Source organism: Mesocricetibacter intestinalis (genome assembly GCF_004363295.1).
Taxonomy (GTDB): Bacteria; Pseudomonadota; Gammaproteobacteria; order Enterobacterales; family Pasteurellaceae; genus Mesocricetibacter; species Mesocricetibacter intestinalis.
On record NZ_SNYQ01000005.1, the window covers coordinates 126,104 to 145,727 of the forward strand.

Genomic DNA, 19,624 nt, shown 5'->3' on the forward strand with positions numbered 1-19,624 from the left:
TACGAATATAAAGTAAAATTTTGCGCTTTCGGTGAAATATCGAGGCGAAACGGATACTGAATTGAGCGCTATGGGCTTGATTTCAAAAAAAACGGTAAAATTGACCGCTCTTTTGTTTGTTGTTTTTAAATTATTTCAATAATTATTGAAATAAAAAATAAAGGGATTAGAATCATGTGCCATGAATACAGAATCTGCAAGTAAATTGTTTGAAAGCCTTTCTTCACCCATTCGGTTGAAGATCTTTCAGCACTTAACCCTTCAGGGACATCAGGGCATGGTGGCGGGCGAGCTGGCCAAACAACTTGGGTTGGCACCGAACAATCTTTCTTTTCACTTAAAAACCCTGCTTGCCGCAAACTTGATTTATTCCCGGCAAGAGGGGCGTTTTATCCGCTACTATGCCAATTTACCCCTGATGATGAAGCTGGTTTCGTTTTTAACTGCGCGCTGCTGTCAAAATGAAGCGGGTGATACTGATTGTAAAAAATTTTGCGGCGATTAAAAGCTAAAAAATTTTAACTATATATTTCAATATGTCTTGAATTATTGAAATAAGTATTTATGGAGCCAAAGGGAGAAATTTTTAAATGGGCATTTTTGAACGTTTTCTAACGATTTGGGTGCTACTGGCGATTATTATCGGGGTGGCTATCGGGCTGATAATACCCGAACAAATTCAGGCTATCGCTTTACTGGAGGCGGCACATATTAATTTACCCGTAGCCTTGTTGATTTGGCTGATGATTTATCCGATGATGATTCAAATTGACTGGTCGGCAATTAAAAATGTGGGTAAAAAACCGCAGGGGTTAATTTTAACCCTGGTGATTAACTGGTTGATTAAGCCTTTCAGTATGGCCTTGATCGGATGGTTATTTTTTCACTTTTTATTTGCCCCTTGGGTAGATCCGCAGTCGGCGCAAGAATATATCGCAGGTATGATTTTGCTCGGCGTTGCACCCTGTACGGCGATGGTATTTGTTTGGTCGCAGCTGGTTAAAGGGGATCCGAACTACACTTTAGTGCAGGTTTCCGTCAACGATATTATTATGATTTTCGCTTTTGCGCCTATTGCCGGTTTTTTATTAGGGGTGAGCAATATTGAAATTCCCGTCGCCACCTTAGTTTACAGTACGGTTCTCTATGTATTACTGCCGCTAAGCGCCGGTTGGTTTACTCGCCGTCTGTTGTTAAAGGGGAATAGATCCGTCAGCGCTTTTACCGCAAAATTAAAACCTTTTTCAATGGCGGGATTATTGTTGACCGTGATTTTGTTATTCGCTTTTCAAGCCAATACCATTATCGCTCAACCGCTGATAATAGGTTTAATCGCTATACCCTTGCTGGTGCAGACCTATGGTATTTTCTGGTTAGGCTATATTATCGCCAAAGTGCTGAAGTTGCCCCATGCGATTGCCGCACCGGCCTGCCTAATCGGCACCAGTAATTTTTTTGAACTGGCGGTGGCGGTTGCTATTTCATTATTCGGTTTGCATTCCGGTGCGGCATTGGCCACGGTTGTGGGGGTTTTAGTCGAGGTACCGGTAATGTTGTCTTTAGTATTTATTATCAATCGACTGAATCAATATTCATCTTAAAGGAAATACATAGCCGGAGCGAATGACACCCGCAGGCGATCCGGCGGAAATCAAATAATATTAATTGGATTAGCGGTATTATCGAGGTGAAAAAACTTGCCGAAAAATGACCGCACTTTTTCTAATGTTGTGCCAATAACTCGACCAATAGATCAAAAACTAATTTTATTCTGGGATGAGTAATTTGACATTGGGGGCGATAAATATAAACACCCCATCGGGTGCGGGGCAATTCGGGAAAAAGTTCGATTAGTTCACCCTTTGCCAAATAAGGTTCACAAGCGAGATCATGCAGAAAGGCGACGCAGCATCCGCTTAGGGCGGCAAGTAGGTGGCTGTGCAGGTTATTACCGGCAAAGTAGGGATTGTGCGGCTGTAGAATATGTTGTTTGTCCAGCCCCAAGCCCAATAACGTCCGAAGCTTTCATGAATAAAAGCGGCAAGCGGGTAGTTTTGTGCCAGATCCTGTAAATCCCTCGGCATACCGAAACGAGATAATAATAGGGGGGAAGCAACAATTTTTTCGTGAAATTGCGCTGCTTTTTTAACAATTAAACTGCTATCGCTCGGTGCGCTTCCCATGCGGATACCGAGATCAATCCGCTCTCCTACTTTATCGACCAATTTCATTTCCATTCGCCAATCAAGCTGTAAATTCGGATATGCTTGTAATTTTTGTAGAAGTGGCGGCAGCAGTTTATGCATTAACGGGGCATCGGGGACGCTGATGCGCACAATTCCGGCAATGTCCTGAACCGCAGTTTTTTGTTCGAATAACTGTTCGCTGGCCAAAATAATCTGTTTAGCATTCGGCAGAATTTGCCGTCCGAAATCGCTGAGTTGTACTTGGCGGGTGTTGCGCTGAAATAAACTATCGCCCAGACTTTGTTCCAATTCAGCGATAATACGGCTGACCACTTGAGGGGAGATTGCCAGTCGGCTTGCGGTTTCCCGAAACTGTAAGGTTTCCGCCAGGGAACAAAAAATTTTCAAGGCTTGTAATTTATCCATGGATTATCTCATTTTTAGGGATTGTAAAGCTCTGAATTATTCATATACGGGAGTTAAAAGCAAGTTTAAAATTCCACAGCTATAAATGGATAGGAGGCTATATGAAAATTCTACGTTTAACTTTTCCACAGTGGCAGGGAGCAGATCCGGCGATTATGCCGGAACTTGTTCCGGAACTAAGCCAACAGGCGGCAGCACAGGGCTATTATCTCGGTTCTCAACTATTGGACTGGCTTGCGCCGAAAACGCAAACCCTACAAGCCAGCGTACCGGTCAGCCTAGATTATGCCGATGAAAATCTTAGCCTGGAAAAGGGGATTTATGCTTATCAAATTTTAAACCGCCAGTTGCAAGCGGCACTGGATACCCTAGTAATTTATCAGCCGGACAAAATCGTTACCTTAGGTGGTGAATGTTCGGTCAGTGTTGCACCTTTTAGCTATTTGGCGGAGAAATATCAAGGCGATGTTGCGGTAGTCTGGATCGATGCGCACCCTGATTTGACGCGTCCGCATGAAGGCTATTTGGGGTATTACGCCATGGCCTTAGCAACCCTTTGCGGGCAGGGGGACCAGCAACTTATTAATAAATTACCGGCAAAAATCAATCCGCAAAATGCAGTGATTGTCGGTTTTCGCAGCGAGGTTCCCGGCGATTTGGAACGGTTAGCGGATTTCGGCGTACATCATATTTCGGCGCAAGAGGCTAATCTCAGCAGCGAATCGGTACTGAAGTTTCTAAGACAAAGGGGCAAGCGAAATATCCTAGTGCATCTTGATTTGGACGGATTGGATCCGCAGGATTTACGCATGGCGGTTGCTGCCGATCCTCAGGGATTAAAGGTGAATACTGTGATTCGGTTAATTCAGGATATTGCGCAACATTATCATCTGCTGGGGTTAACTATCGCCGAGCCTATGCCGCGAGAAGTCATAAAATTGCGTTATTTATTACATAATTTGCCGTTACTGGCGGATTAATGTTATCTGCGGTCGGCTTTGCACTAATGGTGAGATTATCAACAAAATTTTGTTGGTAAGGGTGGGATTACTCATATTATCTTTAGCTTATAAAGCGTTATTCTGACGAAGAACCGGCGGACTGTTGCGCTCCTTGTTACCTTGCCGCCGGGTAAGCCTGTATCGCCGTGTGCATACGGATTAATCGAAATATAATCCGCCCTGATTGCGCAAAAATAGTGGGTCGATATTTATGATCTTTTTATCCCTTAGCATATTGGCGGTTTGTTGCAGATAATATTGAAAATGTTCACTTTGGCGATGTTTTTGATAAGCTGCATCATCTTGGTAGATTTCGAAAAAATACCATTGAGCTGGCTCATCCTGCAGGGTAGCGGCATACATAGCCAATACAGCCGGTTCTTTTTGCAGGGATTATGCCATTACTAAATTCGTGCGAGTTTTTTCTGTCTGTTTTACCTTTTATCGCCCGGAAATTGTAGCAGTTGTACAAAGACCGAAAGTTCATCATATAGAAATGCACAATCCGAAGATTGTGCATTTGTTGATTTACTCCTGAAATTAAATCACTTCAAACTGAGTTTGGGCAATTGTTAAACCTTGATTTAAGTTAGCAAAATGTACACTGTCTCGTCCGCCTTGACCGTCTTCATCATAGAATAGTTTACCGCTGGTACTATCATATTGAATATAATCGTCAAAGTTTGCCATTCCGTTGCTTATTGCCTTGAAGATCTTTTGTGATAAAGCAATTTTATCGCTGTCGGCAAAATCTTTAATGTTATCAATATTGCCGTTCAATTCGGTTTGGAACACGAAAGTATCGTTACCTTCGCCGCCGATGAGCGTATCCACTCCCAAACCGCCGATCAAACGGTCGTTTCCAGTCCCACCATTGAGGGTATTGCCAGAATTATTGGCGATCAAAACATTATCCGATTCATTACCGATTGCTGATTTGGCGGTTGTGCCGATTAAGGTGAGATTTTCAACATTTCCCGGTAAAGCATAGTCGATGTGGCTGTAAACGGTATCCGTGCCTTCGTTGGCATTTTCGATCACTTTATCGCTGACATTATCCACCACATAGCGATCATCACCGATTTCGCCATACATCGTATCCGATCCTTCGCCACCGTTCAGGTAATCATTACCTGCCCCGCCACGAATGGTATCGTTACCTTTCCCGCCTTCGATATTATTATCGGCGTTATTGCCGGTTAATACGTCATCATAATCGGAGCCGATCAAATTCTCGATCTGTGTGCCGTAACCGATAAAGGCTTGGTTTTTTACATATGTAACTAATTCTTTTTGGTTAGGCTTTGGTTTTATTCCGCTTAAAATATCACCGATACCCTCTAATCCGCCTAGCACACCAAGAATATCGTCCAAATTACCCAATCCACTAAGCATTTCGCCCAAAGTGCCTAATCCGCCAAGAATTTCACCAACTATTCCGTCTGAAACTTTATCAAAATGCCCATCTATTTGAGTACCTTCCGGTAAATTAAAATATTGGTGAGGCGTTAAAATTTCTTTACCGTCCGCCAGGAAATATTTCTCCAGTTTTTCACCACGATAAATCCAAGAACCCGGGGTTAAGTTGACATTCACGCCTAATTTTTCATTGGACGCATCAAAGGTATCGACGCCGCCGCCGTCCCAAATATATAAGCCGGCATCGCTTTCCAAACCGTTATAATCCCGGAAAGTATAGGTATCATTACCGGTACGGGCACTTTGGCTTACCCCATAACGATAGTGCAAGGTGGCTAAATCATAGACCCGAATATCATTATAATTACTGAGCGGACCTCCCTCGATAAATCGATTATAGGATTCCATTGTAAATTCGGTGGTTGCTTCGTTTTCGAACCCGGCTATCGGTTTACCATTCTCTTCGGAGTGGTCTATTTCTAATGTATGCCCGATTTCGTGGAAAGTGGTGTTATAAATTACATTCAATTGATTTATAAGAGTAGGATCGATTGAATGTTTATTCCATACTACATCGCTACCAGGGCTGGCAAAGGCAAGATAACCATCCAAAGGATTGTTTGATTCGGATAAATAAATTTTGGAATCCGCTTCTTTTGGATCATCAACTTCAACAAACTTCACATTGATATATTTTTCATAAACCTTATAAGCAAAACGGAACATTTCTTTCTGTTCGTCCGAATAGTCAAAATACGCCCCTTTTATATAGCCTTCATTATCAGGCCCCGGTATTTCTTTGGCTTCATCTTCCGTCATAAAGTGATATTTAATCACCAAAGGTTCAGCCGTACCGCCAATCGGTACTTTTCGATTAAAACCTTGAGAGTCGTTCATCAACAATCCGTCAATAAAATACGGGAAGTTATAATCGGCTTTAGTATGATCGGTTTTACGTTGGGCTTTCGGTATTTCTTGATGTTGTGAAACAAATTCAGAACCGACCATACTTGGTGCAATATAAGTTTCCGTATCTTTCACAATAATCGTTTTGTCGTCCGATTTCGTGGTTAAAACCGCTTCTACATTGTCGCTATGATTTAATTGGGCCGTTTCAATCTCCAGACTAAAGGTGTTATCCGCATTGACTTTGGTTGTTCCCAAGATTTTTTCACCCACCTTAATCTCAATATGATCATCAGGTGTAGCAAGCCCGCTCACTTTACCCGTAATGCTAGTTTTTGGTGTTTGAACCGACAAGATGTTATTCTCCGCCAATGCTTCACTGCTGAGATTGAAGGATTTCAATTCAATCGGGAGTTTATTTTTCTCAGGAAATAGAACTTGTTCTTCCAATCGATAGGTATTACCGTTTTGAGTTAATTTATAAACCGATTCAAATAAATTAACCGGATCATCGGTGGTAATATTTTTCGTATGCGGAATATCGGTTTTATTGTTACGGAAGTTAATAGTTACCGTTTGACCATTTAATTCAGCCAATTCATTGGTTGGAATATCTACATAGAAGGATTTATTTTTACCGTCAAAACCGGTGGTATAGGTTTTATTACCGATAACCAGATTTACCGCTCGAATCATTTGGGCATTTTGTCCTTGGGCGTAAATACCATCAAATTCCACCCCGCCGCTAATCCGAGTAGTTTGTGGCAAGTCGGCACTAAACGCCTGACCAATATGGGTAATATCAATCGCCGCCACTAAATTCGGATCGACTTCATAATCTTTCTCTGCCGTGCCGATGGGTTGATTGCCGGCTTTATCCGTATTGATGACGGTTACGTTAATTTTACGATTTGCCAGCATAATTTCCGGTTCAACCTCGGTGCTGAATGTGCCGTTTTCTATCTGTAATTCAATTGTTTTTGCGCCAATTTCCAACCGCACTTTTGTACCTTCGGCAACATTAGCAACTTTTCCGCTGATTTTAATATTGCTTAGCCCCTCATTTACATTGATAAAATTATCATTGGCAATGGTGAGATCGGAAATTTGTGGAGCAGGTTCTGGTTGCGGAGCAGGTTCCGGTTGTGGAGTAGGTTCCGGTTGCGGAGCAGGTTCTGGTTGCGGAGCAGGTTCCGGTTGTGGAGTAGGTTCCGGTTGCGGAGCAGGTTCCGGTTGCGGAGTAGGTTCCGGTTGTGGAGTAGGTTCCGGTTGTGGAGTAGGTTCCGGTTGTGGAACAGGTTCCGGTTGTGGAGTAGGTTCCGGTTGCGGAGTAGGTTCCGGTTGTGGAATAGGTTCCGGTTGCGGAGTAGGTTCCGGTTGTGGAATAGGTTCCGGTTGTGGAGTAGGTTCCGGTTGTGGAGTAGGTTCCGAGTTTGAGGAATGATGTCCGCCTTTATTGGACGCAGCAAGAGCAATACCGCCAATAGCTAAAGCACTTAATCCAAATAAGCCGGCAGTTTTTAAGATTGAAGTTTCGGTCGCTTGTACCGGTGCGCTATATAATGCGGCTTGTTCAGCACTCGATGAAGTCGCCAAAGTTGTTTGAAGTTCATTTAGGTACGCACGGCTTTCAATAGGATAGGTATTTTTATAATTTTCTAAAATTAATCGGGTTTCTTCTTGTTCAAAACTAATGGATAAATCCGTACCGATAAGTTCGGAATTAACTTCTTGAAGCAGCTGACCATTTTCATCAAAGAGTTGATATAGGGTATCGGGTTCTGCTTGAAGGCGAATGATCTCATTTTCCGAAAGGGTAATTTGGGTAATGTGGTTTTGTTGAACAACATGAAGAATTTTCGCCATTGCGTATCCTTATTTTTTAATAAATGGAAAGTTTAAATCGGCGGCTATTCTAACAACTTATTAAGTTAATTCAAAGCTATAAAATTGTTTCTAAATTGTTATTTGGCTGTGGAAAGAGCGCCGATAGAAACATTAGTTGATAGAAAAGGAATTTGGACAGAAAAGAAGTTAAGTTCAAATTAATTTGACTGGCGCTTAATTTTTACCGACGCCGATGTCTGAAGCGGAGATTCAGCAAATTCTGGCTGATGCTCAAAATGCCCCTTCCGCCTGCAATACGCAGCCTTGGCAGGTGCATATCGCTTCCGGAGAAACTCTGGCGCGCTTAAAAAACAAATTTAAAATCCGTGCTGCAGAGGGCAAATTTACACCGGATTTTGAGTTTAATCAGGCTAAATTTTTAGGCAAATACGAACAACGTTGGCGCAATCAATACGAACATGTTTTTACTACCAGCTACGGTATTGCGCGCGAAGATAAGGCAGGGCGTCAAGTAGTTTACGATGATAATTTTGCCGGCTACGGCGCACCGCATATGGCATTTTTGTTTATGCCGAAAGTGGACAATCATGATGTCAATATTGCGTCGGATCTCGGCATGTATTCGCAGACCTTTTTATTGTCGCTTACCGCTCGCGGTTTCGGTGGAATCCCGCAACTTGCCTTGGCATTATTTGCCGATGATATTCGCAAAGAATTGGCGGTTTCCGATGATTATAAATTGTTGCATGTGATCTCATTCGGCCACCCGGATTGGCAGGCAATGCAAAATCAAAAACACCTGGGGCGTGTTCCCTTATCCGAAAGCGTCAGCATGCATTGGTAATAATCGCAGGAAAACATAAGATTTAAACCTTAGAGGAGTAATGTAATGAAAATTTTCTATAAAACTTCGGCAACCGCAACAGGCGGCCGTTCCGGATATACCAGAACGGATGACGGCTCAATCGGTTTTGATTTAGTGTCTTTTCAAGATGACAGCGGCAAACAAGGAACCAATCCGGAGCAGCTCTTTGCTATGGGCTATGCCGCCTGTTTCGATAGTGCGATGAACTTGGTTGCAGGTCAAATGAAGTTGGAGCCGACTCAGGCAAGTACCAGCGTGGGCGTAGGTATCGGTCAAAAAGCGGATGGGACCTTCAGTTTGGATTTAGATATTACCATCACCGTAGCGGGCTTGAGCGAAGCGGAGGCACGGGCGTTAATTCAGCGCGCACACGAAGTATGTCCGTATTCAAATGCGGTACGCGGTAATTTGGACGTGCGTTTACACGTGAATATGATCAACAGTTTCGATTTATAATGAAAGCCTTCGGATGATGTAAAAACTTTACAAAATCCGACCGCACTTTTTATCTCAAGGAAAACAGATGATTAGGTTATACAATCTTGAAAATTCCCGTTCACAGCGTATCGCTTGGCTTTTAGAAGAATTGGGCATCAGCTATCAAGTTGAAGAATTCAAACGGGATCCCGTTACTCGGCTTGCTCCTCAGGCTTTGCGCGCTATCCATCCGCTAGGCAAATCACCGCTAATTTCCGATGAGGGGATCGTGGTGGCGGAAAGCGGTGCCATTGTGGAATATCTTCTAACTCGCTATGCCAAGGGACGTTTACGGCCAACAGCCGAGCAGCCCGCTTATGCTCAATACTTGCATTGGCTGCATTATGCAGAGGGTTCCGCTATGGCGGCCTTTGTTATGAAATATCTGGCGGAGGGAAAAGCCGCGGTATTCTGCGAAAATCAATTCGAATTGCATATGAGTTATATTGAAACGAGTTTGAAGGATAAGCATTGGCTGCTTGGAGATGAATTTAGTGCAGCGGATATTATGATGTCATTTCCATTACAGTTTGCCCTTTTGTTTGTGAAGCAAGGACAATATCCTAATATTGAACGCTTTGTAACTCAGGTGGAAAAACATCCGAGTTATTGTAAAGCCTGCAAACGGGTCGGTGAATTACATCTGCCGCAGTTAAACGGATAAATAAAAAGTAACTAAATTTTCAAGTACATGCTATTACCGTCCCGATAGCCGAAATAACTAATTCGCTTTCAGGACGGTTTTTTATGTTTCCAGGTTAATATTTTTACCGAATTAGCAATTCTTTTTTATTACTTTCATTTTTTTCAAAAAATAAATCCCTAACTGGGCCTATCACAATTTGATGATGTGATTATTTAACTGAAAACGGCAAATGGTAAGTAGCATTATGCTTAACTATGTTTACTAAGGGCGAAGGTGAGAACGGCATATTAAAAATCTAAGCAAATTGCATCAATCTTGCCGGTGCGGGCATCATATGAGAAAGGACAAAATTATCTTTCATCAAAAAACAATTTGAATTTAACCGTGCTTTGGCTTGCTTATGATGAAAAATGGAGGAAAATAATTTCAAATGGTGCCCGAGGGCGGACTTGAACCGCCACGACTCGAAAGTCGAGGGATTTTAAATCCCTTGTGTCTACCGATTTCACCACTCGGGCTGAGAATGGAGCGGGAAACGAGGCTCGAACTCGCGACCCCGACCTTGGCAAGGTCGTGCTCTACCAACTGAGCTATTCCCGCATATTGTTCCGAATTAACGGAGCGTCATTTTACAGATTTAAAAAATCGAGTCAAATAAAAAAATAGGCTTTTCAGATTAGTTGTTTAAAAATAATTCAAATCAAATCGGATAATCCCGCTTAGGGGTTAATATCGGATAATAATGAACCTTTGGCCGCTTTCAGATATTGTATCATCGACCAGGCGGTCAGGATTGCCGCAATATAAAGCAGAATGATCGCGGTAATTTCCATCCAAGGCGCCTGACGCCATAATAAGCCGCCCAATGCGAACATCTGAGCGGTGGTTTTTATTTTACCTAAATGAGATACGGCAACGGTGGTACGGCTGCCAAGTTCCGCCATCCATTCGCGTAGTGCGGAGATAATGATTTCTCTGGCAATCATAATAATGGCGGGTAGGGTAATCCAGAAGGCATGATAATATTCCACCACCAATACCAGGGCGGTTGCGACTATGACTTTATCCGCCACCGGATCGAGAAAAGCGCCGAATCTTGTGGTTTGTTTCCATTTTCGAGCCAAATAACCGTCCAGCCAGTCGGTTACGGAGGCGATAAAAAAGATTAGGGTGGTAAGCAGAGGAGCCCAGGTAAAAGGCAGGTAAAAGGCGATAACGAAAAAAGGAATTAATATGACGCGAAATAAGGTTAGAAATGTGGGTATATTCAGTTTCATATCAGAGTAGGAATGCATTCGGATTACAGTTGGATTTATTCTAAAACATATTTTTTTATTTTGGAATGGCATTTAGGCTTTTATCTTGTTTTCACAGGACGGAGTTGTTATCCCTTGGCAATCAAAGTCGGGAATAAATAGGGTGCCAATAAAAAAGATTGGCATCGGGGTACCAATCTTTTTTATGATTACGTTTTTTTGTGGGGGAGGAATTATTCGACTTTTACAATCCAGCCTTCCGGTGCGGGACGATCCCCGAATTGAATACCCACCAGTTCATCATAGAGTTGTTTGGTTACCGGGCCGACTTCCGTTTCCGAATAGAAAACATGGTAATCCTCTCCGTTCTGAATAGCGCCTATCGGGGTAATTACCGCTGCGGTTCCACAGGCGCCCGCTTCTTTGAATTGATCCAAATCGGCAATATAGACGTCCCCCTCAATGGCTTCCATTCCCAAGCGTTCTTTAGCTAAATAAAGTAAGGAATATTTGGTAATACTCGGAAGAATTGAAGGCGATAACGGGGTTACGAATTTATTGTCTTTGGTGATTCCGAAAAAGTTTGCGGAGCCCACTTCTTCAATTTTTGTATGAGTGGCCGGATCCAGATAAATACAATCACCGAATCCCAGAGATTTGGCTTTTTTACCCGGGTATAAGCTTGCCGCATAATTGCCGCCGACTTTAGCCGCACCGGTTCCCTGCGGAGCGGCGCGGTCATAATCGGAAACCAGAAAATTGGTCGGTTTCATTCCACCTTTAAAATAAGCGCCCACCGGACAGCAGAAAACAGAGAAAATATATTCAGGCGCAGGGCTAACGCCGATATTATCGCCGACGCCGATTATCATCGGGCGCAAATATAAAGTGGCGCCGGAACCGTAAGGGCCGACCCATTCTTCGTTGGCTTTAACCACCTGTTTACAGGCATCGACAAACATTTCTAGCGGAACTTCCGGCATAAGCAGACGCCGACAGCTGCTTTGCATACGTTTCGCATTTTCATCGGGGCGGAATAAATTAATGGAACCCTCTTTGGTGCGATAGGCTTTTAATCCTTCGAAACATTGTTGACCGTAATGCAGGGCGGTGGATCCTTCGCTAATATGCAGTATATTGTCCCGGGTTAATTCTCCGGCGGACCAACTGCCGTTTTTCCAGTAAGCAATATAACGATAATCCGTTTTTATATATCCGAAACCGAGGTTTTGCCAATCAAGATCTTTCATTTTTTATCCTTATTTTATTTACCACATTGGATATTAACTTACACCATTCTAATAATGATGCAAGCGATTATTTATGCTCGGATAAAGTTTTATGCTGGTCTGGAAAGGGAGTTATGATATGATACGAGGGATTGATTCAATATGATTTTATGTGCGAATTTTGCTCGTAAAGGCAAGTTAATTGCCCTATTGCGGATAAAAAAACACCGCTCATAAGAGCGGCGCATTACGAACCCAAAATTAGGTCTAAAATATACAGGAAGTTAAATTAAGTAACTTAAAAATTCAGTTACTCCGTTCGGTTGCCCGAACAATATGCAAACACAACATAATACTTAATTAAGTATAAGCTATAACCGATAAGGAATTACCACTCATTAAGTACGTGCGCATTATATTGATGGAGAAGAGGTCAGACAAGTGAGATATTTTTATTTGAATGATAAAAAAAACTAATCCGAACAAAGACGTGCTTTATTATAAATAAAAATTTTAATATTGGAAAGAAATATGTTTAAACGTTTGCCTCCCTTGAATTCATTGAAGGCTTTCGAAAGTTCGGCCAAGCATCTCAGCTTTACCAAAGCGGCGGACGAGCTATTCGTAACCCAAGCGGCGGTCAGTCATCAGATTAAATTATTGGAAGATTTTTTAGGGGTTAATCTTTTCAAACGTAAAAACCGCGCTCTGGAATTAACCGAAGCCGGTAAAAGTTATTATAGTGAAGTTTCTCCCATTCTGCATAAGCTGGCGGATATTACCGGTCGGCTGATGGCGCAGGAAAAATCCCATTTAGCCATTAGCGTACCGCAAACCTTCGGCATAAACTGGCTGGTGCCGCGTTTAAATGATTTTAACCGGCAATATCCCGCCATTGAGGTGAGATTAAAAGGTTCGGAGCAGGACGAAGGAATTTTGGGCGAGGATATTGATATTGCCGTCTATTACGGGTACGGCCACTGGGATAATCTGTATGTGGAACGGCTGTGCGAAGAGAAGCTGGTGATCTTGGCGGCGCCCAAATTATTGGCGGAGAATCCGATCGATAATGCGGCGGATCTCAGCCGCCATACCCTGATTCATATTCATACCCGCGAAAATTGGCAAAATATGGCGGCGGCCTTAAAATCAGAAAATTTAAAGGTGCGGCAAGGGCCGCTATTCAGCCATACCTTTATGGCGTTACAGGCGGCGGTACACGGGCAAGGAGTTGTGCTTGCCAACCGGGTACTGGCGCAGCAGGAACTGGATAACGGTCATTTGGTTGCAGTGTTACCGGCGGATTTAAAGGATCCTAAAGCTTTTTATGTGGTGAATGACTTAAATAAGCTGGAGGATTCGAAAATCAAAGCCTTTAGAGAATGGATTATGCAGGCCATGCAAAGCCGTACATAGGCGGGATAAAAGGATAGGATAAGTTGAATAAGTTAGCATTATATTGCCGGAGCGGATTTGAAAAAGAAGCGGCGGCGGAAATCAGCGATAAGGCGGCGCAATGCGGCGTGTTCGGGTTTGCCAGAGCGCCGGAAAACAGCGCCTATGTGATATTTGAATGTTATCAGAGCGGAGAGGCGGACAGACTGGCGCGTGAAATTGCTTTTTCCAGTCTGATTTTTATTCGTCAGATGGTTGTGGTTTCCGATTTAGTGGAAAACCTCAGTAGTGATGATCGTATCGGGCCTATTATTGATTGTTATCGGCAAATAACGCCACATAAGGATTTGGCTCGGAGCCTGGAATTGTTGGTGGAAACTGCGGATACCAATCAAGCCAAAGAACTTTCGACCTTTTGTCGTAAATTTAGCGTTCCTTTGCGTCAGGCATTGAAGAAACAGGGGTGGCTTCAGGCATCAGCGCAGCAAAAGAGCGGTCTGTTTTTACATATTTTTTTCATTGCCTCCAATGCCTGCTATGTAGGTTATTCCTATGCGGACAATCGCAGCCCTTATGCCATGGGGATTCCCCGTTTGAAATTTCCGCATGATGCGCCCAGCCGTTCTACCTTAAAGTTGGAAGAAGCGATTTTAACCTTTATTCCCCGTGCGCAGGAAAGTAAACGACTGAATGAAACTATGTTTGCGGTGGATTTAGGCGCCTGTCCGGGGGGCTGGACCTATCAGCTGGTTAAACGCGGTCTTTTTGTGTATGCGGTGGATCACGGCAAAATGGCGCCGAGTTTGCATGAAAGCGGTCGGATAGAGCATTGTGCGGAAGACGGTTTTAAATTTCGCCCGCCGAAACGGCATAAAATACAATGGTTGGTATGCGATATGGTGGAGCAGCCGGCGCGTATTGCCGCACTGATTTTAAAATGGCTGGTTAATGGCTGGTGCAGGGAAACCATTTTCAATCTGAAGTTACCGATGAAAAAACGTTATCAGGAAGTGTGCCGATGTCTGGAACTGTTAGCTCAAGGGTTGCAACGACAGGGGCTAAAATTCAGTATTCAGGCCAAGCAACTTTATCATGATCGGGAAGAGGTTAGCGTGCATATTGCGCTTAAAGAATAAGAACAAGGAATAAAAAGCATAGAAAAAACCGTAGCTGTTCTTTTGGCGCTACGGTTTTCTTATGGGGGCTATTATGCGGCGTTACCGAATACCTTGGCCAAATGTTGGCGATATTGCGCGATGTAAGCCGGCACATCCGGTGCTTTAATCACATCATTGCACATAAAGGTCGGCAGGGCTTGCATACCTAAAAACTCATTGGCCTTATGGAAGTGCATATAGACGTTGTCCACCCCGGTACCATGGAAAAATTGCGCCGGATCTTCAAAGGCTTCCAAAGGAGCGTTCCAAGTTAGGGACAGCATATGTTTACGCCCCTGCAATAAACCGCCGGAACCGTATTTCTTGCTTGCGTCGGAACGGGTGCGGCCGTCGCTCTGATATAATTTACCATGCCCCTGGGTAAAGACTTCATCAATGTATTTTTTTACAATCCATGGCTCGCCCATCCACCAGCCCGGCATTTGATAGATCACCGCATCGGCCCACAGATATTTTTCAATTTCCTTTTCAATATCATATCCTTGATCGATCAGGGTTTCCTGAATTTGATGTCCGGCCTGAGTAAGACATTCCTTCGCCGTATCATGCAGGGTTTGATTCAATTCGCCGTTGGAATGGCCGAAGCGTTTGCCGCCGTTTAATAATAAGATTTTCATTTTTATTCCTTATTGTTTAGATTGTGCGGGAATTATATATTGTTATAATTTGGAATAAAACCGGCTAAAATGGAATTCATTGTTTTATATTCGGGATAATAAAATGTTATTTGATGAGATGAGCGCTTTCGTTGCCGTGGCCCGCCAGCGCAGTTTCGCCCTTGCGGCCAAAACCAGCGGTATTCCTAAATCCACACTTTCGCGCAAAATCAGCCAGTTGGAACAAAAGCTCGGCTTGCGCTTACTTAACCGCACCACCCGTAAAATTGAATTGACGGAGGCGGGCGAGCGATATTTAGAGCGGGTATCCCCTCTATTGGAGGAAGCCAAACTGATTCAGCGGGAACTGACGGAGATCCAAGCTCAGCCGCGGGGGCGACTGAATATTTCCATTGCGCCGGATACGGCAAACTTATTGATTGCACCGCTGTTAGCGGAGTTTTATCGACATTACCCGCATATTCAGATTGAATTTGACGTTACGCCGCGCAGAGTGGATCTGATTAGCGAGCATATGGACTTGGTGATTCGTTTAGGCGAACTGAGCGATTCTCATTTTATCGCCCGCCGCCTGACCGTGCTGGAACAAGGGTTATATGCCGCACCGGATTATTTGCGGCGACAGGGCAGCCCGACCCGAATAGAGACCTTGGTGCAGCATCAATGCCTTTCAACGGTCAAAAACAATCGTTGGGTGTTGCATAAGGGGAAGGAAAGTTGTCAATTGGAGATTCAGGGCAATTATAAAATGAATAACTGGGGACTGGCGCTGAATCTGGCTCTGAACGGGCTGGGCATAGGTCTGTTTCCGCACCGGCTGGCGGCGCCCTTTGTCGCACAGGGGCGGTTGCTGCACCTTTTGCCCCAGTGGCAAGGAAGCGCCATACCTGTTTATGCCCTAACGGAAACCCGTTTGCTCCCGGCGAAAGTCCAGTATTTTCTGGACTTTTTGAAGCAGCAAATCGGCAAGGATTCCGGTTAAATCAAGATGAGTGCGGGAATAAAAAAGAGCGGTTAAAAAAATACCTATCTTTTTAACCGCTCTTTTTTAGGTTCGTTATTTAGAATCCGGCCTTATAAGAAGCTGCTAATGTTTGGCGCGACGGGCGCGGCGTTTTAAACGGCGTACCCAGCGGGTGATTTTCCAAGCTTTGGTAATAGAATAGGAATACAGGAAAAACAGCACGATAAAGGCGCCGAACATCACCCACTCGTTAATATAATAAATTTCCCCCAGAATACCGAAACCGGCGCATAAAGCCGCAAAGGCGGTAATGACCAAGAATGCCTGACGGGAACTAAGTCCCGCCCGCACCATTAAATGATGCACATGTAAACGATCCGGTTTAAACGGGCTTTTTCCTTTACGCAGGCGGCGATAAATAATGGCGATCATATCGATCAGCGGAATCGCGATAATCCACAGGGCGGTTACCGGATTCATCGGATGTCCCTTACCCTGCGTACTCAACAGCAGAATCCAGATCATGGTAAAGCCGATTAAGGTACTGCCGCTGTCGCCCATAAAAATTTTCAGTTTGCTGCCGAAGGGAATACAAAGGTTAAACATGGCGTAAGGAATAATCGCAACGATAAAAGCGAAACACCAAGCGGCCAGATCAGGCTGATTATCCATCAGCAACAGAATCCCCATGGCGGCGAAGGCCACTCCGGACAAACCGCCGAGTAAGCCGTCGATACCGTCGATCATATTAAAGGCGTTAATTACCGCAATGGTGGCGAATACGGTAATTACAAAACCTATTGGCCCGAGGGTAATTTGAAAGGGGCCGATAATCTGACCTAAATGTTCCAATGAAAGGTTGCCGGCATAGATCATCAGTACCGATAAGCCGGCCTGTACCACCGCTCGCAAGCCGGCGCTGAGATCGAAGCGATCGTCCAACAGCCCTACCACAAGCAGGACGAAAATACAGAACAAATATAAATAGGGCAGTCGGGTGGAATCCCATTGCAGAAGATAGAAGCACAGATTTCCCATAAAAATGGAAATTCCGCCGAGTAACGGAATGGCACCCTGATGACGTTTTCGGTAATTCGGTTTGTCCACTAAGCCGACTTTAATCGCAATAGGTCTTGCCAGAACAATGGTTAAAAATGCGACCACAAAGGTTAATATAAAACTCAGCCATAACATGAGAATCGGTTGCCTTTCGGAAAGAATTTTAATTAAAAAAATATGATGGCAAAGCATATCACAAAGGCCAATATGCGCCTAATCTTTTTCGGCAAAGGGGAGAAATATTTGCAGTTCGGCTGCCTGTTCAACCGAGAGCGATTTTACAGTACAATAAGCGGGTTTTATTTTTCATTAACGAATTTTAACCGGGGGTTTTATATGTCCACTTCAAGTATTTTGTTTTCTCGTGCCGAACAGGTGATCCCGGGCGGGGTGAACTCTCCCGTTCGCGCCTTTAAAGGGGTCGGCGGTACTCCCGTATTTATTGAGAAAGCGCAAGGTGCTTATATTTTCGATACGGACGGTAAAAAATACATTGATTATGTCGGTTCCTGGGGGCCGATGATTCTGGGCCACAATCACCCGGCGATTTTAGAGGCGGTATTGAAAACCGCCCATAAGGGGTTAAGTTTCGGGGCGCCTACCCCCCTTGAAATCGAATTGGCGGAATTGGTTTGCAGTCTGATTCCGTCCATTGAGATGGTACGTATGGTCAGTTCCGGTACGGAAGCGACTATGTCCGCCATTCGTTTGGCGCGCGGTTATACCAAGCGGGATAAGATCATTAAATTCGAAGGTTGCTATCACGGCCATGCGGATACCCTGTTGGTAAAAGCCGGCTCCGGCGCCCTGACCCTAGGACAACCGGATTCTCCGGGGGTGCCAGCCGATTTCGCCAAACATACCCTGACCTGTAGCTATAATAATCTTGACTCCGTTGCTCGCACATTCGAACAATACCCGCAGGATATCGCCTGCATTATTGTGGAGCCGGTGGCGGGCAATATGAACTGTATTCCGCCTCAACCCGGTTTTCTGCAAGGATTACGCCGTCTGTGCGACCAGTACGGCGCCTTATTGATTATCGATGAAGTGATGACAGGTTTCCGCGTAGCCCTGGGGGGCGCACAGTCCTATTATGGGGTAACTCCGGATCTGACCTGTCTGGGTAAGGTTATCGGCGGCGGTATGCCGGTAGGGGCCTTCGGCGGTAAAAAAGAAATTATGCACTATATTGCACCGACCGGCCCGGTTTATCAGGCGGGTACCTTATCCGGCAATCCTATTGCAATGGCGGCCGGTTTGGCTTGCTTGAACGAATTGAAAAAAGCCGGTAACCAAGAGCGTCTTGCCCGCTTAACGGAAAAACTGGTTCTGGGTCTAAACGAACTTGCCCGTAAGCATAAGGTTCCGTTCTGTGTAAATTATGTGGGCGGTATGTTCGGCTTATTCTTTACCGATAAAACAGAAGTGAAAAGCTATCAAGACGTAATGGCCTGCGATACGGAAAAATTCAAACGCTTTTTCCATTATATGCTGGAGCAAGGCGTGTATTTGGCTCCTTCCGCATTTGAGGCGGGTTTTATGTCCTTGGCGCATAGCGAAGAGGATATTGAACGCAGCTTGGCTGCTGCGGATAAAGCCTTTGCCGCATTATAAGCGAACGGCTACCAGGTAAATGCATAATTTATCCCCGCAGCGCGCCGCCTTCGGCCTGATTGTCGGTTGTATTTTATTCGGGCTTGGCGGCGTTATCGTGATTTATTTGCCGATGGGCGCCTATGCCGTGGCATTCTGGCGTTTGTTATTGGCGAGCATTATGTTCTTTATTCTGGCGAAAGGCTTCGGGCAGCGTTTTCCGCGTAAAGCCAGCGCACGTTCTTATGCGCTTCTATCCGGGGTATTTCTGGCTTTTGATCTGGCTCTCTGGCATGAGAGTATTTATGCCATAGGGCCGGGAATCTCCACCCTGCTCAATAGCCTGCAAATTTTTTGGTTGACCTTTATCGGATTATTCTGGTTTCGGGAACGTCATAGCAAGCTGCAATGGTGCGGTTTATGTCTGGCGGTAATTGGAGTGATTCTGATTGGGCATAATGGACAAAAGTGTTGGTAAAAAGAGGGTTAAAGCCATATAGTAAAAGGCTTTAACCCTCTTTTTTGACTTATGAACGTAAAAAATGTATTTTCTGTC

Annotated in this window: 18 protein-coding genes, 2 tRNA genes and 1 pseudogene; 11 read left to right on the plus strand and 10 right to left on the minus strand. The window is 44.3% G+C overall.

What is annotated here, in order from left to right; translation table 11 throughout:
• Window positions 1-181: 181 nt before the first annotated feature.
• Window positions 182-505, plus strand: a complete 324-nt coding sequence (locus EDC45_RS07455) for an ArsR/SmtB family transcription factor (RefSeq protein ID WP_133545042.1) — start codon at window positions 182-184, stop codon at window positions 503-505.
• 85 nt (window positions 506-590) lie between these two features.
• Window positions 591-1,601 (plus strand): ACR3 family arsenite efflux transporter, encoded by a 1,011-nt coding sequence (gene arsB / locus EDC45_RS07460; protein WP_133545044.1) that lies wholly within the window; start codon window positions 591-593, stop codon window positions 1,599-1,601.
• Window positions 1,602-1,722: 121 nt separating this feature from the next.
• On the opposite strand, the gene EDC45_RS10485 is transcribed toward arsB, so the two are convergent.
• Both EDC45_RS10485 and EDC45_RS07470 read right to left on the minus strand, forming a co-directional pair.
• The gene (locus EDC45_RS10485) at window positions 1,723-2,010 is read right to left on the minus strand and encodes a LysR substrate-binding domain-containing protein (protein WP_133545046.1); all 288 of its coding nucleotides are present in this window, start codon (window positions 2,008-2,010) and stop codon (window positions 1,723-1,725) included.
• Window positions 1,917-2,612 (minus strand): LysR family transcriptional regulator, encoded by a 696-nt coding sequence (locus tag EDC45_RS07470; protein ID WP_133545048.1) that lies wholly within the window; start codon window positions 2,610-2,612, stop codon window positions 1,917-1,919. The genes EDC45_RS10485 and EDC45_RS07470 overlap by 94 nt, the downstream gene beginning before the upstream one ends.
• Window positions 2,613-2,713: 101 nt before the next feature.
• On the opposite strand from EDC45_RS07470, the gene EDC45_RS07475 reads away from it, so the two are divergent.
• Entirely contained in the window at window positions 2,714-3,592 is an 879-nt protein-coding gene (locus EDC45_RS07475; protein ID WP_133545050.1) for an arginase family protein, read from the plus strand.
• A 180-nt stretch (window positions 3,593-3,772) separates the two neighbouring features.
• Here EDC45_RS07475 and EDC45_RS07480 read toward each other — a convergent pair whose 3' ends face one another.
• Window positions 3,773-4,003, minus strand: coding sequence for a putative quinol monooxygenase (locus EDC45_RS07480; protein WP_424960665.1), 231 nt, complete (start codon window positions 4,001-4,003; stop codon window positions 3,773-3,775).
• Between the two features lie 150 nt (window positions 4,004-4,153).
• Window positions 4,154-7,804: a hypothetical protein gene (locus tag EDC45_RS10395; protein ID WP_208107258.1), complete on the minus strand. Its 3,651-nt coding sequence runs from the start codon at window positions 7,802-7,804 to the stop codon at window positions 4,154-4,156.
• Window positions 7,805-8,015: 211 nt separating this feature from the next.
• Between EDC45_RS10395 and EDC45_RS07500 the strand changes: the two are divergent.
• The 3 genes and pseudogenes from EDC45_RS07500 to EDC45_RS07510 all read left to right on the plus strand — a co-directional run.
• Window positions 8,016-8,630 (plus strand): annotated as a pseudogene (locus EDC45_RS07500) (nitroreductase); the annotation flags it as partial.
• A 45-nt stretch (window positions 8,631-8,675) separates the two neighbouring features.
• On the plus strand, window positions 8,676-9,107 hold the full coding sequence (locus EDC45_RS07505; RefSeq protein WP_133545053.1) for an organic hydroperoxide resistance protein: 432 nt from the start codon (window positions 8,676-8,678) through the stop codon (window positions 9,105-9,107).
• 67 nt (window positions 9,108-9,174) lie between these two features.
• Complete coding sequence (locus tag EDC45_RS07510; protein ID WP_133545055.1) at window positions 9,175-9,792, plus strand: glutathione S-transferase family protein; 618 nt, start codon at window positions 9,175-9,177, stop codon at window positions 9,790-9,792.
• A gap of 413 nt (window positions 9,793-10,205) precedes the next feature.
• Here the strand turns inward: EDC45_RS07510 and EDC45_RS07515 are convergent.
• The 4 genes from EDC45_RS07515 to EDC45_RS07530 all read right to left on the minus strand — a co-directional run bounded on the left by EDC45_RS07515 (window position 10,206) and on the right by EDC45_RS07530 (window position 12,280).
• A tRNA-Leu gene (locus EDC45_RS07515) sits at window positions 10,206-10,292 on the minus strand.
• 6 nt (window positions 10,293-10,298) lie between these two features.
• Window positions 10,299-10,374, minus strand: a tRNA-Gly gene (locus tag EDC45_RS07520).
• 119 nt (window positions 10,375-10,493) lie between these two features.
• Window positions 10,494-11,051, minus strand: coding sequence for a CDP-diacylglycerol--glycerol-3-phosphate 3-phosphatidyltransferase (gene pgsA, locus EDC45_RS07525; protein ID WP_133545078.1), 558 nt, complete (start codon window positions 11,049-11,051; stop codon window positions 10,494-10,496).
• A gap of 212 nt (window positions 11,052-11,263) precedes the next feature.
• Window positions 11,264-12,280, minus strand: a complete 1,017-nt coding sequence (locus tag EDC45_RS07530; protein WP_133545057.1) for a branched-chain amino acid aminotransferase — start codon at window positions 12,278-12,280, stop codon at window positions 11,264-11,266.
• 510 nt (window positions 12,281-12,790) lie between these two features.
• Here EDC45_RS07530 and EDC45_RS07535 point away from each other — a divergent pair.
• On the plus strand, window positions 12,791-13,675 hold the full coding sequence (locus tag EDC45_RS07535; RefSeq protein WP_133545059.1) for a transcriptional regulator GcvA: 885 nt from the start codon (window positions 12,791-12,793) through the stop codon (window positions 13,673-13,675).
• A 23-nt stretch (window positions 13,676-13,698) separates the two neighbouring features.
• Complete coding sequence (gene rlmM / locus EDC45_RS07540) at window positions 13,699-14,790, plus strand: 23S rRNA (cytidine(2498)-2'-O)-methyltransferase RlmM (RefSeq protein ID WP_133545061.1); 1,092 nt, start codon at window positions 13,699-13,701, stop codon at window positions 14,788-14,790.
• 71 nt (window positions 14,791-14,861) lie between these two features.
• On the opposite strand, the gene EDC45_RS07545 is transcribed toward rlmM, so the two are convergent.
• The gene (locus tag EDC45_RS07545; RefSeq protein WP_133545063.1) at window positions 14,862-15,449 is read right to left on the minus strand and encodes an NAD(P)H-dependent oxidoreductase; all 588 of its coding nucleotides are present in this window, start codon (window positions 15,447-15,449) and stop codon (window positions 14,862-14,864) included.
• 103 nt (window positions 15,450-15,552) lie between these two features.
• On the opposite strand from EDC45_RS07545, the gene EDC45_RS07550 reads away from it, so the two are divergent.
• Entirely contained in the window at window positions 15,553-16,431 is an 879-nt protein-coding gene (locus EDC45_RS07550; protein WP_133545065.1) for a LysR family transcriptional regulator, read from the plus strand.
• 105 nt (window positions 16,432-16,536) lie between these two features.
• Here the strand turns inward: EDC45_RS07550 and wecA are convergent, their stop codons facing one another.
• The gene (gene wecA, locus EDC45_RS07555) at window positions 16,537-17,607 is read right to left on the minus strand and encodes a UDP-N-acetylglucosamine--undecaprenyl-phosphate N-acetylglucosaminephosphotransferase (RefSeq protein ID WP_133545067.1); all 1,071 of its coding nucleotides are present in this window, start codon (window positions 17,605-17,607) and stop codon (window positions 16,537-16,539) included.
• 201 nt (window positions 17,608-17,808) lie between these two features.
• On the opposite strand from wecA, the gene hemL reads away from it, so the two are divergent.
• Window positions 17,809-19,089, plus strand: coding sequence for a glutamate-1-semialdehyde 2,1-aminomutase (gene hemL, locus EDC45_RS07560; protein ID WP_133545069.1), 1,281 nt, complete (start codon window positions 17,809-17,811; stop codon window positions 19,087-19,089).
• A 19-nt stretch (window positions 19,090-19,108) separates the two neighbouring features.
• Window positions 19,109-19,546: a DMT family transporter gene (locus tag EDC45_RS07565; RefSeq protein ID WP_133545071.1), complete on the plus strand. Its 438-nt coding sequence runs from the start codon at window positions 19,109-19,111 to the stop codon at window positions 19,544-19,546.
• The last annotated feature ends 78 nt before the right edge of the window (window positions 19,547-19,624 follow it).

What these genes read in the sequence shown, in the direction of transcription:
- arsB (WP_133545044.1), top strand. Translation starts at nt 591, where the DNA reads ATGGGCATTTTTGAACGTTTTCTAACGATTTGGGTGCTACTGGCGATT.
- EDC45_RS07530 (WP_133545057.1), bottom strand. Translation starts at nt 12,280, where the DNA reads ATGAAAGATCTTGATTGGCAAAACCTCGGTTTCGGATATATAAAAACG.
- EDC45_RS07470 (WP_133545048.1), bottom strand. Translation starts at nt 2,612, where the DNA reads ATGGATAAATTACAAGCCTTGAAAATTTTTTGTTCCCTGGCGGAAACC.
- hemL (WP_133545069.1), top strand. Translation starts at nt 17,809, where the DNA reads ATGTCCACTTCAAGTATTTTGTTTTCTCGTGCCGAACAGGTGATCCCG.
- EDC45_RS07455 (WP_133545042.1), top strand. Translation starts at nt 182, where the DNA reads ATGAATACAGAATCTGCAAGTAAATTGTTTGAAAGCCTTTCTTCACCC.
- EDC45_RS07535 (WP_133545059.1), top strand. Translation starts at nt 12,791, where the DNA reads ATGTTTAAACGTTTGCCTCCCTTGAATTCATTGAAGGCTTTCGAAAGT.
- EDC45_RS07505 (WP_133545053.1), top strand. Translation starts at nt 8,676, where the DNA reads ATGAAAATTTTCTATAAAACTTCGGCAACCGCAACAGGCGGCCGTTCC.
- pgsA (WP_133545078.1), bottom strand. Translation starts at nt 11,051, where the DNA reads ATGAAACTGAATATACCCACATTTCTAACCTTATTTCGCGTCATATTA.
- wecA (WP_133545067.1), bottom strand. Translation starts at nt 17,607, where the DNA reads ATGTTATGGCTGAGTTTTATATTAACCTTTGTGGTCGCATTTTTAACC.
- EDC45_RS07550 (WP_133545065.1), top strand. Translation starts at nt 15,553, where the DNA reads ATGTTATTTGATGAGATGAGCGCTTTCGTTGCCGTGGCCCGCCAGCGC.
- EDC45_RS07545 (WP_133545063.1), bottom strand. Translation starts at nt 15,449, where the DNA reads ATGAAAATCTTATTATTAAACGGCGGCAAACGCTTCGGCCATTCCAAC.
- EDC45_RS07510 (WP_133545055.1), top strand. Translation starts at nt 9,175, where the DNA reads ATGATTAGGTTATACAATCTTGAAAATTCCCGTTCACAGCGTATCGCT.
- EDC45_RS10395 (WP_208107258.1), bottom strand. Translation starts at nt 7,804, where the DNA reads ATGGCGAAAATTCTTCATGTTGTTCAACAAAACCACATTACCCAAATT.
- EDC45_RS07475 (WP_133545050.1), top strand. Translation starts at nt 2,714, where the DNA reads ATGAAAATTCTACGTTTAACTTTTCCACAGTGGCAGGGAGCAGATCCG.
- EDC45_RS07565 (WP_133545071.1), top strand. Translation starts at nt 19,109, where the DNA reads ATGCATAATTTATCCCCGCAGCGCGCCGCCTTCGGCCTGATTGTCGGT.